The sequence below is a fragment of the Acidimicrobiales bacterium genome (assembly GCA_041394265.1).
GTDB lineage: Bacteria > Actinomycetota > Acidimicrobiia > Acidimicrobiales > SZUA-35 > JBBQUN01.
The window spans coordinates 1,631,890-1,648,192 of sequence record JAWKIO010000005.1; the positions used below are offsets into that span (position 1 = coordinate 1,631,890).

A 16,303-nucleotide genomic window follows, 5' to 3' on the forward strand; every position below is an offset into this window, starting at 1 on the left:
TCTCCTCCACTGCAGCGTCCTCGGCAGCTGCCTCGTCGACCACCTCGTCGGCGGGGGCTTCGTCGGTTGGCTGGTCGGCGCGTGACTTGGCGACACGACGGCTCCGAGCGGCAGCGGCGTCGGCGTTCCCGCCACGACGCTCGGCCCGGTTGCGCAGACGATCGAGCTCGTCATCGTTCAGGCGGCTCACCACGATGGTGATGTGGCAGGTGCGCTTGTTGATACGACCGGCACGGCCACGAGCCCGGGGGCGGAACCGCTTGAGCGTGGGGCCCTCGTCGGCGTAGCACGCCGACACGTAGAGCTCCTCGGCCGGGATGTCGTCGTTGTGGCCTGCGTTGGCGATGGCCGAGTTCAGCACCTTCAGGATGTGCTCGGATGCGAGGCGCTCCGAGAAGGTGAGGATCTGGATGGCCTCGCCGACGTTCTTGCCGCGGATGAGGTCGAGAACGACACGGGCCTTCGTCGCCGACATCCGCAAGTAGCGGACCTGGGCGCGAGTGCCGGGGCGCTCGTTGGTCTTCATTCCCGTCATCGGCGTCCTGACTTCTCTTGACCGGCGTGATACCGGAAGGTCCGCGTCGGCGAGAACTCGCCGAGCTTGTGGCCGACCATCGACTCGGTGATGTACACCGGCACGTGCTTGCGTCCGTCGTGGACGGCGATGGTGTGGCCGACCATGTCGGGGATGATGGTCGAGCGGCGGGACCAGGTCTTGATCACACGCTTTTCGTTCTTGTCGTTGAGCTCGTCGACCTTCTTCAACAGATGGTCATCGACGAACGGGCCCTTCTTCAGGCTGCGCGGCATGGCTTACCTCCGTCCGCCACGAGTCCGCCTGCGGCGGATGATCTGGTCATCAGATTTCTTGCCCTTCTTACGGGTACGGCCTTCCGGCTGTCCCCAGGGGGACACCGGGTGACGACCACCCGAGGTCTTGCCTTCGCCGCCACCGTGGGGGTGGTCGACGGGGTTCATGGCGACACCACGAGTCTGCGGGCGCTTGCCCTTCCAACGCGACCGGCCGGCCTTGCCGACCTTGATCAGCTCGAACTCGGCATTGCCGACTTCGCCGACGGTGGCGATGCAGTCGATCGACACGCGCCGCATCTCGGTGGACGGCAGACGCAGGGTGGCGGTCTCGCCCTCCTTGGCCACGAGCTGGACGCTCGTGCCGGCCGAGCGGGCCATCTTGGCGCCGGCGCCCGGCTTGAGCTCGACGTTGTGGATCGTGGTACCGACGGGGATGAAGCGCATCGGCATGGCGTTGCCCGGTCGAATGTCAGACCCGGCACCCGACTGGACCGTGGCACCGACCTCGAGGCCCTTGGGGGCCAGGATGTAGCGCTTCTCGCCGTCGCGGTAGTGCAACAGGGCGATCCGACAGTTGCGGTTCGGGTCGTACTCGATCGAAGCAACAGTGGCCGGAATGGCGTCCTTGTTGCGACGGAAGTCGATCACCCGATAGCGGCGCTTGTGACCACCACCGCGGTGACGAGAGGTCTTGCGACCGTAGTTGTTGCGCCCACCGGTGCCCGACTGCTTGGCCAGCAGCGACTTCTCCGGGCTCGTCCGAGTGATCTCAGAGAAGTCGGAGGTGGTCTGGAACCGGCGGCCGGGGCTGGTTGGCTTGCGTTTGCGAATGGCCATCAGTCGTTCCTCAGCTCGCGAAGAGCTCGATCTCACCCTCGGAAAGGGTGATCACGGCTCGCTTGACATCGGACCGCTTCGACCAGCGACCCGTCCGGCGATTCCGGACGCGCTTGCCCTTGCGGTTCATGGTGTTCACGTTCTTCACCTTCACGCCGGCGAAGATGGCTTCGACGGCATCGGCGATCTCGGGCTTCGAAGCCGACTTGGCGACTTCGAAGGTGTAGGCATTGAGCGCCTCGACCTGGAGGTAGGTCTTCTCGGACACGACCGGTCGGAGAATGACGTCGTGCGGATCCTTCATCTCAGGCCTCCTTCGCAGCGGTGGTGGGCAGCGTGGCGGTGGTGAAGACCACGTAGTCGCTCACGAGCACGTCGTAGGTGTTGAGCTGATCGGCGGCGAGCAGGTGCACCTCGGGGAGGTTGCGCATGCTCTTCCAGGCGACCTCGTCGTTGCGGTCGAGCACGACCAGCGCACGACCGGTGACGCCGAGATCGGCCAGGGCTGCCTTGGCTGCCTTGGTGCTGGGAGCATCGAAGCCCCAGTTGGCAACGACCACGACCTTGGACTCGGCTGCGCGGTCCGACAGGGCGGACCGCAGCGCCAGGCGCTTCATCTTCTTGTTGGTGCGCTCGGAGTAGTCACGAGGGCGAGGTCCATGGACCGTGCCGCCGCCGATCCAGATCGGTGAGCGGGTCGAGCCGGCGCGGGCACGACCGGTGCCCTTCTGCTTCCACGGCTTGGCGCCGCCACCTCGAACCTCGGTTCGAGTCTTCGTCTTGTGCGTGCCGGCGCGCTTGGCGGCGAGCTGGGCATTCACGACCTGGTGCATCACACCGACGTTGGGTTCGACACCGAAGATGGCGGGGTCGAGTTCGACGATCGTCTTCTCTACCGACATCACGAGCTCACTTTCACCGCGTTGCGGATGATGACCGTGCCGCCGCGAGGTCCGGGAACCGCGCCCTTGACGAGAAGCAGGTTCTGCTCGGCGTCGGACTGCACGATCTTGAGGTTCTGGGTGGTGACCCGCTCGTTACCCGAGTGGCCGGCCATCTTCATGCCCTTGAACACACGAGATGGCGTGGCGCACTGGCCGATCGAGCCGGGCATGCGGTGCACGAGGTGCGTACCGTGCGTGGCCTTCTGGCCCGAGAAGTTGTGACGCTTCATGACACCGGTGAAGCCCTTGCCCTTGCTGGTGCCGATGGCGTCGACGACTTCGCCGGCCTCGAAGATCTCGGCGGTCAGTTCCTGACCGACCTCGAAGCTCGAGATGTCGGCGAGGCGAAGTTCGACCAGCTGGGTGCCGGCGGCGACACCGGCCTTGGCGAAGTGTCCGGCCTCGGGGCGGTTCAATTTGTTGGCGTCTTTGTCGCCGACCGTGATCTGCACGGCGTCATACCCGTCGGTGGCGACCGTCTTGATCTGCACCACGCGACACGGGGACACCTTGATCACGGTGACCGGGACGATGTTGTTGTTCTCGTCCCACACCTGAGTCATGCCGACTTTTTCGCCGACAATCGCTTTCTTCGTCATGCCTTCCACTTCCGTCAGCGGGCCTGGTTCGGGAGCGATTCCAGGCCGTTCACGTCAACGCTCCGCCAGGCGAAGCCGAGCGGAGCGAGATTTCGATTGTGCCAGCGGGTTTCCCGTGCTCCGTGGAGGGAGCGACTCGACGAGCGAGGACGCCCCAGGTGGAGCGCTGTGGGACCTGGCCGGACTTCAGTTGCCAAGTGGGGGAACCACTTGGGCCTGGCAAGGGTATCGAACCAACAACCCGCTTCCACCCTGTCCTCGACAACGTGACGAGCGACATCTGGCCGGACGCAGCGAGACCCGGGCGCTTGGCCCGGGTCTCGTCGTCAGTCGTGCTGGCCGGTCACTCGACCGGAACCCACTACAGCTGCTGGATCTTGATCTCGATGTCGACACCCGCCGGCAGGTCGAGACGCTGGAGCGAGTCGACGGTCTTGGGGTTCGGCTCGAGGATGTCGATCAGACGCTTGTGGATCCGCATCTCGAAGTGCTCGCGGCTGTCTTTGTCCTTGTGCGGCGAACGGATGACACAGAACTTGTGCTTCTCAGTGGGCAGCGGGATGGGACCCCGGAACTCGGCGTTGGTACGAGCAACGGTCTCCACGATCTTCTTCGTGGACTGATCGATCACCTCGTGGTCATAGGCCTTGAGGCGAATACGGATCTTCTGCTTGGCAGCCATGGATGCAATCCCTACTTGATGATCTTGGTGACACGCCCGGCACCAACCGTACGCCCACCCTCACGAATCGCGAACCGCAAACCCTCATCCATCGCGATCGGATTGATCAACTCCACCGTCATCTCCGTGTTATCACCCGGCATACACATCTCCGTACCCTCCGGCAACGTCACCGTCCCCGTGATATCCGTCGTACGGAAATAGAACTGCGGCCGATAATTCCCGAAGAACGGCTTATGACGACCACCCTCCTCCTTCGACAACACATACACCTGCGCCTCAAAATCAGTATGCGGCGTAATCGAACCAGGCTTCGCCAACACCTGACCCCGCTGCACCTGATCCTTCTCAATACCCCTCAACAACGCACCAACATTGTCACCAGCCTGCCCCGAATCCAACAACTTCCGGAACATCTCAACACCAGTACACGTCGTCTTCTGCGTCGGACGAATACCAACAATCTCGAGCGCATCGCCAACATTCACGACACCCTGCTCGATCTTCCCCGTCACCACCGTCCCACGACCAGTAATCGAGAACACATCCTCAATCGGCATCAAGAACGGCTTATCCAAATCACGAGCCGGCTCCGGGATGTACTCATCCACCGCAGCCATCAACTCCATGATCTTGTCACCAGCAGCCTCGTCACCCTCCAACGCCTTCAACGCCGAAACATGCACCACCGGAACATCATCACCCGGGAACTCGTACTCAGAAAGAAGCTCACGAGCCTCCAACTCCACCAGCTCCAACAACTCCTCATCATCAACCATGTCAGCCTTGTTCAAAGCCACCACGATCGCAGGCACACCCACCTGACGAGCCAACAACACATGCTCACGCGTCTGCGGCATCGGACCATCAGCAGCCGACACCACCAAAATCGCGCCATCCACCTGCGCCGCACCCGTAATCATGTTCTTGATGTAATCCGCGTGACCCGGCATATCAACATGCGCGTAATGACGAGAATCCGTCTCATACTCCACATGCGACACATTGATCGTGATACCACGCTCACGCTCTTCAGGCGCCTTATCAATATTATCGAACGCCGTCGCCGTATTCCCAGCAACCCGATCCGACAACACCTTCGTAATCGCCGCCGTCAACGTCGTCTTCCCATGATCAATATGACCCATGGTCCCCACATTCACGTGAGGCTTATTACGCTCAAACTTTGCTTTTGCCATTGGGGCGTGTTTCCTTTCAGATGGTTGGGGTCACTCGCCCCGGACTCGCTTCACGATTTCTTCTTGCACGTTGCCAGGCGTTGGCTGGTAACTATCGAACTGCATGGTGTAGCTCGCTCGACCCTGGGTCTTCGACCGCAGATCGTTCACGTAGCCGAACATCTCCGACAGCGGAACCTGGGCGGTGACGACCTTGTTGGTGCCACGGGCTTCCATCTGGCCGACTCGGCCGCGACGTGAGTTGAGGTCGCCGATCACGTCGCCCATGTAGTCCTCGGGGGTGACGACCTCGACGGCCATGATCGGCTCGAGGAGGATCGGCTGCGCCTTGCGGGCGGCCTCGCGGAACGCCATGGTGCCGGCGATCTTGAAGGCCATTTCCGAGGAGTCGACGTCGTGGAACTTGCCGTCGAGCAGGGTGACGCGCACGTCGACGGTCTGGAACCCGGCGAGGACGCCGTTGGTCATGGCCTCCTTGGCCCCGGCATCGACCGAGGGGATGTACTCACGGGGAACACGACCACCCGTGATCTTGTCGACGAATTCATAGCCACCACCGGGGCCGGTCGGCTCCAGTGCGATCTGCACCTCGGCGTACTGACCGGTACCGCCGGTCTGCTTCTTGTGGGTGTAGGTGTGGCTGTCGACCGTGCCGTTGATGGTCTCGCGGTAGGCGACCTGCGGCTTGCCGACACTGGCGTCGACCTTGAACTCGCGGAGCATGCGGTCGACCAAGATGTCGAGGTGGAGCTCGCCCATGCCGGCGATGATGGTCTGACCGGTCTCTTCGTCGGTACGCACCGTGAAGGTCGGGTCTTCCTCGGCCAGGGCCATGAGGGCCTTGCCCATCTTCTCCTGGTCGGCCTTGGTCTTGGGCTCCACGGCCACGTGGATCACGGGATCGGGGAACTCGAGGGATTCGAGGATGATGGCGTGCGCCGGATCGGTGAGGGTGTCACCGGTGCGGACGTTCTTGACGCCGATCGCCGCCATGATGTCGCCGGTCATGGCGAACTCGCGGTCCTCCTGCTTGTTCGCGTGCATCTCGAGGAGGCGACCCATCCGCTCCTTCGAACCCGTGCGGGTGTTGAGCACCTGGCTGCCCTTCTCGAGCGTGCCGGAGTACACCCGGAAGTAGGTGAGCTTGCCGACGTTCGGCGCCGTCATGATCTTGAAGGCCAGAGCCGAGAACGGCTCCTTGTCGTCGGGAGCGCGCTCGGCGTCGTCGCCACCCTTGAGAAGGGTGCCGTGCACCGGTGGGAGATCGAGCGGTGACGGGAGGTAGTGCACCACGGCGTCGAGGAGAGGCTGGACACCCTTGTTCTTGAACGCCGAGCCGCACAGGATCGGGACGAGGATGTTGTTGATGCAGGCGTGGCGGATGCCGGCGTGCAGCTGCTCGACGGTGAGGTCCTCGTTCTCGAGGTAGGCCTCCATCAGTTCCTCGCTGGTCGAGGCGATGGACTCGACCAGCTCGAGACGGTACTCGGCGGCCTTGTCGGCGTAGTCAGCAGGGATGTCGACGACGTCCCAGGTCGCGCCCAGATCCTCGTTGTGGTACATCAACGCCTTCATCTCGACCAGGTCGATGATGCCGGCGAAGTCGGACTCGATACCGATCGGCAGCTGGAGGATGGCGATGTCGGGGGTCAGACGTTCCTTGATGGTGTCGACCACGAAGTAGAAGTCGCCACCGGTGCGGTCGAGCTTGTTGACGAAGCACATGCGGGGAACGCCGTACTTGTCGGCCTGACGCCACACGGTCTCGGACTGTGGCTCCACGCCCGCAACACCGTCGAACACGGCGACGGCGCCGTCGAGGACGCGCAGCGAGCGCTCGACCTCGACCGTGAAGTCGACGTGGCCGGGGGTGTCGATGATGTTGATGCGGTGATCGTTCCAGAAGCAGGTGGTGGCAGCGGACGTGATGGTGATGCCACGCTCCTGTTCCTGCTCCATCCAGTCCATGGTCGCGCCACCATCGTGCACTTCACCGATCTTGTAGTTCTTGCCGGTGTAGTAGAGGATGCGCTCGGTGGTGGTGGTCTTGCCGGCATCGATGTGCGCCATGATGCCGATGTTGCGATATTTGTCGAGTGGTGTCGGTCGCGAAGACATGATGTTGGCCTCTTCGGCAGTGGTGGAGAAGGGGGAGCGTCCGGGGGCGGAGGATCCGTTACGGGCGGTCCGAGCGTTCACCCGGACGGGTGCCGAAGCGACGGATGCCTCGGCTGGTCGAACAATCGGCGGCGACGGTGTGTCGGCCCCGACGGGCCACTCGAGTCGGAGTGGGCGAGCATCGACCCCGCCCGAACGGCGCGGCGGATGCGACAACGAACTGCTGGGTGCAGTCGCCGATAGGGCGACTACCAGCGGTAGTGAGCGAAGGCCTTGTTGGACTCGGCCATCTTGTGGAGATCCTCACGCCGCTTGACGGAGGCACCGATGCCGTTGGAGGCATCGAGGATCTCATTGGCGAGGCGCTCGGCGATCGAACGCTCGCGGCGCTGACGGGAGAACCCGACCAGCCAACGAACGGCAAGGGTGGTGGCACGGCGGGGGCGAACCTCGACCGGCACCTGGTAGGTGGCGCCGCCGACTCGGCGGGAACGCACCTCGAGCTGGGGGCGGACGTTGTCGATGGCACGCTTCAGCGCAGCGACCGGATCGCCACCGGTCTTCTCGGCGACGATGTCGAGCGCGGTGTACACGATGCGCTCGGCGGTGGTCTTCTTGCCGTGCAAGAGGATCTTGTTGATGACCTGGGTGACCAGGACCGACCCGTGGACCGGGTCCGGCACGAGTTCACGACGGGGAGCGGGGCCCTTACGAGGCATCGTCAGCCTTCCTTCTTCACGCCGTAACGCGAGCGTGCCTGCTTGCGGTCTCGGACACCGGCGGTGTCGAGCGTGCCGCGAATGATCTTGTAACGCACACCAGGAAGGTCCTTCACACGACCACCGCGCACGAGCACGATGGAGTGTTCCTGGAGGTTGTGCCCTTCGCCCGGGATGTAGGCCGTGACCTCGACGCCGCTGGTGAGACGAACACGAGCCACCTTGCGGAGCGCGGAGTTCGGCTTCTTCGGCGTGGCGGTGTACACACGGGTGCACACGCCACGGCGCTGGGGCGATCCGACGAGCGCCGGCGTCTTCCCCTTCTTGGACTTGGACTGACGGCCCTTACGGACCAGCTGGTTAATCGTGGGCACAGGAGACCTCTGGGTGCGGAAGCGAGGTGGCGTTCCGGGCATGCGAACTACTCGGCCGGAATGCCGACGGTCCATGCTACGGGGGCGGTCAAGGGATCACAACGAGCGCCAGGCACGAACGGCCGAGGATCCCCCAAACGTTGCGCCGCAGACGCTATGGCGATGCTGCACGGAGCCCGCAGCAGCTAGAGCGACCACCCGTTGGCCATCATCAGCGGGAGCGCGACCACGATCATCAGCGTGAGCGGCACACCCAGACGCAGGTAGTCGGCGAACCGGTAGCGGCCCGGTCCGTACACCATGGTGTTCGTCTGATAACCGATCGGGGTGAGAAAGCTCGCCGACGCAGCCAGCGTGGCGCCGAGCGCGAACAGGCGAGGGTCGGCACCGCTGTCCTCGGCGACCCGCATGGCGATCGGCACCACGATGGCGACCGCCGCGGCGTTGGTCACCAGTTCGGTGAGTGTGAGCGTGGCCAGCACCACACCGAGCGCCACACCCCACGTGCCGGCCCAGCCCAGCGCCGAGACCAGACCATCTGCGATGGTCGTGGCGACACCGGTGGACTCGGCGGCCGCGCCGACACCAATCGCTGCAGCGATCAACACGATGACGCTCAGGTCGACGCTGTCTCTTGCCTGGCGCGGGGTCAGCAGCCCGAGCACCACGGTCGCGGCTGCACCGAGTACTGCGGAACGCAGCACATCGGTCACCCCGAGCAGCGGTAGCACGGCGACCATCGCCATCACCAACAGCGCAAGCGGGGCGCGCTTCGACGCCGTCGGTGGCGGCTCCGATCGCGAGGCGATCAGGAGGAAGTCGCTCCGATCCTTCCACCGAGAGCGGAACTGGGAGTCGGCGACCAACAACAGTGAGTCGCCCACCTGGAGACGGACATCGCCAAGGCGACCCTCGACCGCCTCGCCAGAGCGATGCAGCGCGACCACGGCGGCCTGGTACCGACCTCGGAAGCCAACCGCCTTGATCGTGCTGCCGATGAGCGATGACGACGCACCGATCACGGCCTCGAACCAGGAGTGTTCGCCGTCCTCGAGCGCCATGAGGTGTTTGTGGCCATCGAGCTTCAGCCCAGCCGTTCGCTCGAGTTCGACGACTTGGTCGACCTGCCCGGCGAACGTGAGTTGGTCGCCCCCACGTAGCGCATGCTCGGGATGGACGGGTGCGGTGAGTTCTCCTTCTCGCTCGAGCCCGACCAGGAAGACGCCGGGCAGATTCCGAAGACCGCCGCCCTGGACGGTCGCGTCGTCGAGCGCACCTCCCGGCTCGACCACCAGCGAGACGGTGAATGGACGCTCGACATTCTCGTCGATCCGACCACCCCGATCGGGCAACAGGCGTGGCCCGAGCACCACCACCATCACCAGTCCGAGCGCCGCGATGGGAAGCCCGAGCTTGGCCGGTTCCAGCAGGCCGAACGGCTCCTCCCCCAACGAGGACACAACGCCGGAACCGACGAGGTTGGTCGAGGTGCCGATGAGCGTGATCATCCCGCCGAAGAGCGTCGCATAGCTGAGTGGAATCAGGACCTTCGATGGCGAGATCCGCTGCCGCCCCGACCAGCCCACCAGTGGATTGATCAGCATGGCGACGACCGGGGTGTTGGCGACGATGGACGAGATGATCCCGGACACGCCGATGACCCGGGCGAGTCCGGCCGCCGTCGAACGAGCTCCCGTCAACGAGCGCACGATCGGCGTCAGTGCGCCGGTCCGGTCGATGGCGCCGGCCACCACGTACATGCAGGCGATCGTGACTGGCGCTCGGTTCGAGAAGCCTTGGAGCGCTTGGTCGGAGTCGATGACACCGATCAGGAAGAGCGCCATCAGCGCGCCGACGACGCCAACCGCCGGCGAGACCCGGCGCGACACCAACGCCGTGAACATCACGAGCACCACGGCGATGAAGATCCAGCTGTCAGCGTTCATGAGCGTCGGACGACCTCGGGGCAGGGCAGGTTCTGGGTGTTCTATCGGCCGCGATCATCGATCGTGGAGCGGCCGGGATCCCTCACCGCTGCTCGGGATCGGTGGCGCCGGCGATGATCGCGGCGAGGTCTTCGAGGCTGCGATAGGAGTTGCCGGCGACAAAGGTGTCGACGTGGGGCAGCGCTGCCGCCATCCCGGCGGCCAACGGCGCATAGCCAGGGGTGGCCTTCAGCGGATTGACCCATATGAGGCGATGGGTCACCCGGTGGAGCCGCTCCATCTGCTCGCCCAGCAGCTCGGCTTCGCCCCGATCCCACCCATCGGACAGGATCACCACCACGCTGCCGCGGGCCATGCCGCGTATGCCCCAGCGATCGTTGAAGTCGCCGAGTACCTCGCCCAGCCGAGTGCCCCCCGACCAGTCGACGACATCGGGGGTCACCGCTCGTAGCGCTGCGTCAGGGTCGCGGTTGCCCAGCTGACGGGTGACCCGCGTCAGCCGGGTGCCGAGCGTGAACACCTCGACCCGGTTTCGAGCGACGACGGCGGCGTGAGCGAAACGCAGAAGGGCACGGGCATAGCTCTCCATCGAGCCCGACACGTCGAGGATCATCACCAGGCGTCGCGGGCGCCAGGCGTTTGCCGTATGTGCCCATCGCATCGGTTCCCCGTGATGGCGGAGCGCAAGTCGAACCGTGCGTTCGAGATCGTGCCGACTGGTCGTGCTCTTGGTGGCGATCTGCCGTCGGCTCTGACGGCGGTGTGAGGTGAAGCGCAGCCGAGTCATGAGCGTGGACAACTCGGCGAGTTCGGCGTCAGTGCAATCGCCGAAGTCCTTCTCGGCGAGGATCTCGACCCGGCTGAACCGCACGGCTTCGATCTCGCCCGACTCGTCGGACTCCTCGCCGGTGTCGGGCTCGTCAGTGGCAGGATCGTCGCTGTCGAGCAACATCGTGACGTCCTGAGCGACCGACTCGACTCGGAGCCCCTCGAGGCCTCGGCGCTGCCAGTACGACCGGAACGCCTGGTCGTAGAGTGCGATGTCTTCGGGGCGATTGACCAGCGTCGCCCGTCCCGTCCAGTAGACCCGCTCGGCGTCGTCGAGTCCGATCGCCCCCAGCGCCTGCGTGTAGTTGATCGTCGCACTCGCCGGGACCTTCATGCCGCCCTGTCGGAGCACGCGACTGAAGCCGACGGCGAGACGCTCACCGTCGGTCATCGTGGAGGGCGTCGCCTCACTTGGCACGGGCAATCGCCGCACGCACGAGGTCGTGCACGCCGCGCTCGGCGACACGGTCGTGATCTTCGCGGTACTTGAGCACCGTGCCGAGCGTGGCGCTCACCGCCGCGTCGTCGAGTTCGCTGCGCCCGAGAGCGGCGAGTGACATGGCCCAGTCGATGGTTTCGGCCACGCCTGGCGGCTTGTAGAGCCCGTAGCCCCGAACGGCTTCGGTGGCGGCCGCGACTTGGCGCGCCAACTGCTCACCCACATGGGGAGCGCGTAGCCGCACGATCTCGACCTCGCGCTGGAAGTCGGGGTGTTCGACCCAGTGGTAGAGGCAGCGTCGCTTGAGCGCGTCGTGGACATCGCGGGTCCGATTGGAGGTGAGGATCACCAGTGGCGGGTTCGATGCCTTGATCGTTCCAAGCTGGGGCACCGTGACCGAATAGTCCGACAACGCCTCCAGGAGAAAGGCCTCGAACTCGTCGTCGGCTCGGTCGACCTCGTCGATCAGCAGCACCGGGACCGAGCCATCCTCGGTCGGTGTGAGCGCCTGCAGCAACGGCCGGCGAATGAGGAACTGCTCGCCGTAGAGCTCTGACTCGAGAACATTGGCGTTCTTTGCGTCGATGCGTCCCGACGCTTCGGCGGTACGCAGGTGCAACAGCTGCCGGGCGTGGTCCCATTCGAACACGGCCTGGTTGGCGTCGATGCCCTCGTAGCACTGCAGCCTGATGAACGGGCCGCCGAGCCAGCGGCTGAGCACCTTGGCCACCTCGGTCTTGCCGACCCCGGCCTCGCCCTCGAGGAACAGCGGGCGACGCAAGGTGATGGCGAGGAAGATCGACGTGGCGAGTCCCTCGTCGGCGAGGTAATCGTTCGCGGCCAGCGCCGCCTTCACGTCGTCGACCGAACTCACCAGCGTTTCCAACGATGTCGTCACGCCTGGCAGGCTACTGGCCCACTCGACACCGGACAGACTCGGCGTCGGCTGCTCGGCCCGCCGGCGTCGGAACCCGAGTCCAAAACCGACAAACCCACTCGTTCTCGAGAGTCGAGGCGACACATGTGTCGCTTGACGACTCGAGAACGAGTGGGTTTGGGGTGGGTCAGGCTCGGCCGGCCTCGGTCAACGCTCGCTCGACGAGTACCTGCACCAGGTGGTTGCGGTATTCGGCGTCGCCGTTGAGGTCTTCCGGCGCCTGCGTTCCCTCGGCAGCAACCGACGCCGCGTCGGCGGCGCTGGCCCCCGAGGCGAGAGCCGCTTCGACCGAGGCGGAGCGCATCGGTGCCGGTCCCATGTTGACCAGGGCAACACCCGGGCTGTCGCTCATCACCGCAGCAACACCGACGATCGCCCAGTCTTGGGCTCGCCGGTTGAACTTCTGGTAGCTCCAGCCGGCGTCGCCCACCTTCGGCACCCGAATCTCGGTGAGGAGTTCGTCGGGTGCGAGCGCCGTTTCGAGGAACCCGGTGAAGAAGTCGTTGGCCGCCACTTCGCGGGTACCGCTCGGACCCCGCAACACCATCGTGCCCCCGAGCGCGAGCAACGCTGCGGGAAGGTCGGACGCCGGATCGCCATGGGCGAGGGAGCCGCCGAGTGTGCCCCGATGACGAACGGCCGGATCGCCGACCTGACCCGCCACGTGTGCCAGCATCGGCGCCTGACTGGCCAGGAGCTCGGACGTCTCGAGCGAACGGTGCCGGGTCATGGCGCCGATGGCGATGTGGTCACCAGCGTCATTGATGTAGGACAGATCGCTGAGCCGACCGATGTCGACCAGCACCGACGGTGTGGCGAGCCGAAACTTCATGAGCGGGATGAGGCTGTGACCCCCCGCCAAAAGTTTGGCTTCGTCGCCGTGCTCGGTGAGCGCAGCGATGGCGGCATCGGCCGAGTCGGCCTCGACGTAGTCGAACGTTGCGGGAATCATGCTGCACCACCTGCGTCGTTGGCCGCCTTGGCCGCTTGGATCGTCTTCCACACCCGCTGCGGGGTGGCAGGCATCGCCATGTCGGTGATGCCGTAGGGGCTGAGTCCGTCGCAGATCGCGTTGATCACGGCGGCGGCTGAGCCAATGGTTCCGGCTTCGCCAACGCCCTTGACGCCCATCGGGTTGCTGGTGCTCGGGGTGAAGGTGTAGCCGGTGGTGATGTTCGGCATCTCCGCGGCCGACGGCACCAGGTAGTCGAGGAACGATGGGTTCCGGCAGTTGCCGTCGTCGTCGTAGCTCGCCCCCTCCCACAGTGCTTGGGCCACGCCCTGCACGACACCACCGTGGACCTGGCCCTCGACGATCAACGGATTGATGTGATTGCCGCAGTCGTCGACCGCGGTGTACGAGAGCAGCTCGACGTGTCCGGTGGTCTCGTCGATCTCGACCACCGCCACGTGCGTTCCGAAGGGGAACGCGAAGTTCGGAGGATCGAAGGTGACCTGCTCCTGCAGATTCGGCTCCATGCCGTCGGGCAGGTTGTGCCCGGTGAACGCACCGAAGGCCACTGCCTGGATCGGGAGTGCCTTGTCGGGCGAACCCTTGACGGCGAACGTGCCACCGACGAACTCGAGGTCGTCGGGGTTGGCTTCGAGCTGGTGAGCGGCGATCTCGCGGGCCTTGTCGACCACCTTGTCGCACGCCATCGAAATCGCAACACCACCGACGGCGAGCGAGCGCGAGCCGTAGGTGTCCATCCCGAGCGGGCTGACTGCGGTGTCGGAGTGCAGCACCTCGACATCGTCCGGATCGATGCCCAGCTTGTCGGCAACGATCATCGACCACGCCGTTTCGTGACCCTGACCGTGCGGGGTCGAGCCGGTGACGACCTCGACCTTGCCGGTTGGCAGGAACCTCACCAATGCGTGCTCCCAGCCGCCGGCGCCGTAGTTGAGTCCGGCGAGGGCCCGGCTCGGGGCCAGACCGCAGATCTCGACATAGGTGCACAGGCCGATACCGAGCTGCTTCTTCTCGCCGGCATCGCGGCGCCGGGCTTGCTCGGCCCGGAGGTCGGCGTAGCCCGCCATCTCGAGAGCGAGGTCGAGGTTGGGTGCGTAGTTGCCGGAGTCGAACACGAGCGTGGAGGCAGTCTCGAGATTCTCGAACTCCCCTCCCCCAGCCAGGTAGTTCCGGCGGCGGATCTCGTCGGGGCCAACACCGACCTCGGCCGCCAGCATGTCCATGGCCCGCTCGATCGCATAGCTGGCCTCGGGACGACCGGCGCCACGGTAGGCATCGGTCGGGGTCATGTTGGTGAAGTAGCCGTCGCAGGTGAAGCCGAAGGCGGGGACGTCGTAGACGCCGGTGTAGAGGAAACTGCCGAGCAGCGGGACACCGGGAGTGATCAGCATCATGTAGGCGCCCATGTCGGCGTCGAGGTGGACCCGAACTCCGAGCAACTTGCCGTCGGCATCGGCGGCGAGCTCGATCTTCTGCTGCTGCGCCCGGCCCTGATGAGTCGAGAACGCCGCTTCCGAACGAGTCTCGGTCCAGCGCACCGGTCGCTTCAGCTTGTTGGCGAGCGTCACGGCGAGGATCTCGTCGGGGTTGACGTTGAGCTTGGCGCCGAAGCCACCACCGACGGCCGGGGCGACGATGCGAAGCTTCTGCTCCGGCAGCCCCGTGGTGGCAGCGATCATCACCTTGAGGATGTGGGGCACCTGGGTCGAGGAGTACAGCGTGACATCGCCACCGTGCGGCGACGGGATCGCCAGCACACCGCGGGGTTCCATGGCCGCAGGGATCAGGCGTTGCTGCACGAAGTTGGCGGTGACGTGATGCGCTGCCCCCTCGAATGCGGCCGTGACGGCCTCGGGGTTGGGCTCGAGCGCCCACGTGTAGGCCTTGTTGCTGGCCAGATCGGAGTGCGCTTTGTTGGTGTCGGCGATCGCCGCGTCGATCGACGCCACCGCCGGCAGCGGCTGGTAGTCGACGACGACCGCCTCGGCGGCGTCGGCTGCTTGGTAGCGGGTTTCGGCCAGGACCACGGCGATGATCTCACCGACGTGATGGACCTCCGACGTGGCCGCCGGATAGTGGGGCGGGTTGACCATGTCGGGGGTGACCGGCCAGGCGCAGGGCAGCGGCGCCGCCCACAGTCCCATGTCGGCCAGTTCGGACCCGGTGTACACGGCATGCACGCCAGGCATTCCCGCAGCGTCGGAGGTGTCGACGCCGGCGATGGTGGCGTGCGCCATGGTGGATCGGACCATGCCCATCCACAGCTGGCCGGCGACCTGGATGTCGTCGACGTACTTGCCCTCGCCCGTGAGGAGTTCAGGGTCCTCCCGGCGAAGTCGGGCCTTGCCGACGACGGAGTCGCTCGGCGGGATCTCGGTTGCGGTCATGCTGCGCCTCCTGCCGCGCTGAGCACGGACTTGACGATGTTGTGGTAGCCGGTGCACCGGCAGAGGTTGCCCTCGAGTCCTTCGCGCACCTCGGCCTCGGTGGGGTTGGGGTTCTCGTTGAGCAGCGAGGTCGCCGCCATCACCATGCCGGGTGTGCAGTAACCGCACTGCAGCCCGTGGCACTGGCGGAAGGCTTCCTGCATCGGGTGGAGCGTCCCGTCGGCGGCAGCCATGCCTTCGATGGTGGTGATGTTGGCACCTCGCGCCTGGACGGCGAGCATCGTGCACGACTTGGCCGCTTCGCCGTCGATGTGGATGGTGCAGGCGCCGCACGAGGAGGTGTCGCAACCAACGTTGGTGCCGGTCAGCCCGATGGCATCTCGTAGATAGTGAACGAGCAACGTTCGTGGTTCGACATCCGCCGAACACGATCGTCCGTTGATGGTCATCTCGACCTGCACAGGTCCCCCTTCGGGTTTGGGTGTGAGTGATGTTGTTCGCCCAGCAG

Annotated in this window: 16 protein-coding genes and 1 pseudogene; all 17 read right to left on the bottom strand. The window is 65.2% G+C overall.

Features of this window, described 5'->3' with window-relative positions:
* Positions 1-184: 184 nt before the first annotated feature.
* Positions 185-526 (bottom strand): annotated as a pseudogene (gene rplV, locus R2733_07915) (50S ribosomal protein L22).
* Positions 527-531: 5 nt separating this feature from the next.
* Complete coding sequence (gene rpsS / locus R2733_07920) at positions 532-810, bottom strand: 30S ribosomal protein S19 (protein MEZ5376431.1); 279 nt, start codon at positions 808-810, stop codon at positions 532-534.
* Positions 811-813: 3 nt separating this feature from the next.
* Positions 814-1,650, bottom strand: a complete 837-nt coding sequence (gene rplB / locus R2733_07925) for a 50S ribosomal protein L2 (GenBank protein MEZ5376432.1) — start codon at positions 1,648-1,650, stop codon at positions 814-816.
* A gap of 10 nt (positions 1,651-1,660) precedes the next feature.
* Positions 1,661-1,954, bottom strand: a complete 294-nt coding sequence (rplW, locus tag R2733_07930; GenBank protein MEZ5376433.1) for a 50S ribosomal protein L23 — start codon at positions 1,952-1,954, stop codon at positions 1,661-1,663.
* 1 nt (position 1,955) lies between these two features.
* On the bottom strand, positions 1,956-2,552 hold the full coding sequence (gene rplD / locus R2733_07935) for a 50S ribosomal protein L4 (GenBank protein ID MEZ5376434.1): 597 nt from the start codon (positions 2,550-2,552) through the stop codon (positions 1,956-1,958).
* Complete coding sequence (gene rplC, locus R2733_07940; GenBank protein ID MEZ5376435.1) at positions 2,552-3,193, bottom strand: 50S ribosomal protein L3; 642 nt, start codon at positions 3,191-3,193, stop codon at positions 2,552-2,554. The genes rplD and rplC overlap by 1 nt, the downstream gene beginning before the upstream one ends.
* A gap of 361 nt (positions 3,194-3,554) precedes the next feature.
* Complete coding sequence (gene rpsJ, locus R2733_07945) at positions 3,555-3,875, bottom strand: 30S ribosomal protein S10 (GenBank protein ID MEZ5376436.1); 321 nt, start codon at positions 3,873-3,875, stop codon at positions 3,555-3,557.
* 11 nt (positions 3,876-3,886) lie between these two features.
* A complete protein-coding gene (gene tuf, locus R2733_07950; GenBank protein MEZ5376437.1) occupies positions 3,887-5,074 on the bottom strand; it encodes an elongation factor Tu in 1,188 nt (395 codons plus the stop codon).
* A gap of 30 nt (positions 5,075-5,104) precedes the next feature.
* Positions 5,105-7,192: an elongation factor G gene (gene fusA, locus R2733_07955; protein MEZ5376438.1), complete on the bottom strand. Its 2,088-nt coding sequence runs from the start codon at positions 7,190-7,192 to the stop codon at positions 5,105-5,107.
* 248 nt (positions 7,193-7,440) lie between these two features.
* A complete protein-coding gene (rpsG, locus tag R2733_07960; GenBank protein MEZ5376439.1) occupies positions 7,441-7,911 on the bottom strand; it encodes a 30S ribosomal protein S7 in 471 nt (156 codons plus the stop codon).
* Between the two features lie 2 nt (positions 7,912-7,913).
* Positions 7,914-8,285 (bottom strand): 30S ribosomal protein S12, encoded by a 372-nt coding sequence (gene rpsL, locus R2733_07965; protein MEZ5376440.1) that lies wholly within the window; start codon positions 8,283-8,285, stop codon positions 7,914-7,916.
* Positions 8,286-8,470: 185 nt separating this feature from the next.
* The gene (locus tag R2733_07970; protein ID MEZ5376441.1) at positions 8,471-10,231 is read right to left on the bottom strand and encodes an SLC13 family permease; all 1,761 of its coding nucleotides are present in this window, start codon (positions 10,229-10,231) and stop codon (positions 8,471-8,473) included.
* Positions 10,232-10,313: 82 nt separating this feature from the next.
* Complete coding sequence (locus tag R2733_07975; protein ID MEZ5376442.1) at positions 10,314-11,450, bottom strand: VWA domain-containing protein; 1,137 nt, start codon at positions 11,448-11,450, stop codon at positions 10,314-10,316.
* Between the two features lie 16 nt (positions 11,451-11,466).
* Positions 11,467-12,396 (bottom strand): MoxR family ATPase, encoded by a 930-nt coding sequence (locus tag R2733_07980; GenBank protein ID MEZ5376443.1) that lies wholly within the window; start codon positions 12,394-12,396, stop codon positions 11,467-11,469.
* Positions 12,397-12,562: 166 nt separating this feature from the next.
* Positions 12,563-13,387 (bottom strand): xanthine dehydrogenase family protein subunit M, encoded by an 825-nt coding sequence (locus tag R2733_07985; protein ID MEZ5376444.1) that lies wholly within the window; start codon positions 13,385-13,387, stop codon positions 12,563-12,565.
* On the bottom strand, positions 13,384-15,795 hold the full coding sequence (locus R2733_07990; GenBank protein ID MEZ5376445.1) for a xanthine dehydrogenase family protein molybdopterin-binding subunit: 2,412 nt from the start codon (positions 15,793-15,795) through the stop codon (positions 13,384-13,386). Before R2733_07990 ends, R2733_07985 begins: the two co-directional genes overlap by 4 nt.
* Complete coding sequence (locus R2733_07995; GenBank protein ID MEZ5376446.1) at positions 15,792-16,244, bottom strand: (2Fe-2S)-binding protein; 453 nt, start codon at positions 16,242-16,244, stop codon at positions 15,792-15,794. The genes R2733_07990 and R2733_07995 overlap by 4 nt, the downstream gene beginning before the upstream one ends.
* Between the last annotated feature and the right edge of the window lie 59 nt (positions 16,245-16,303).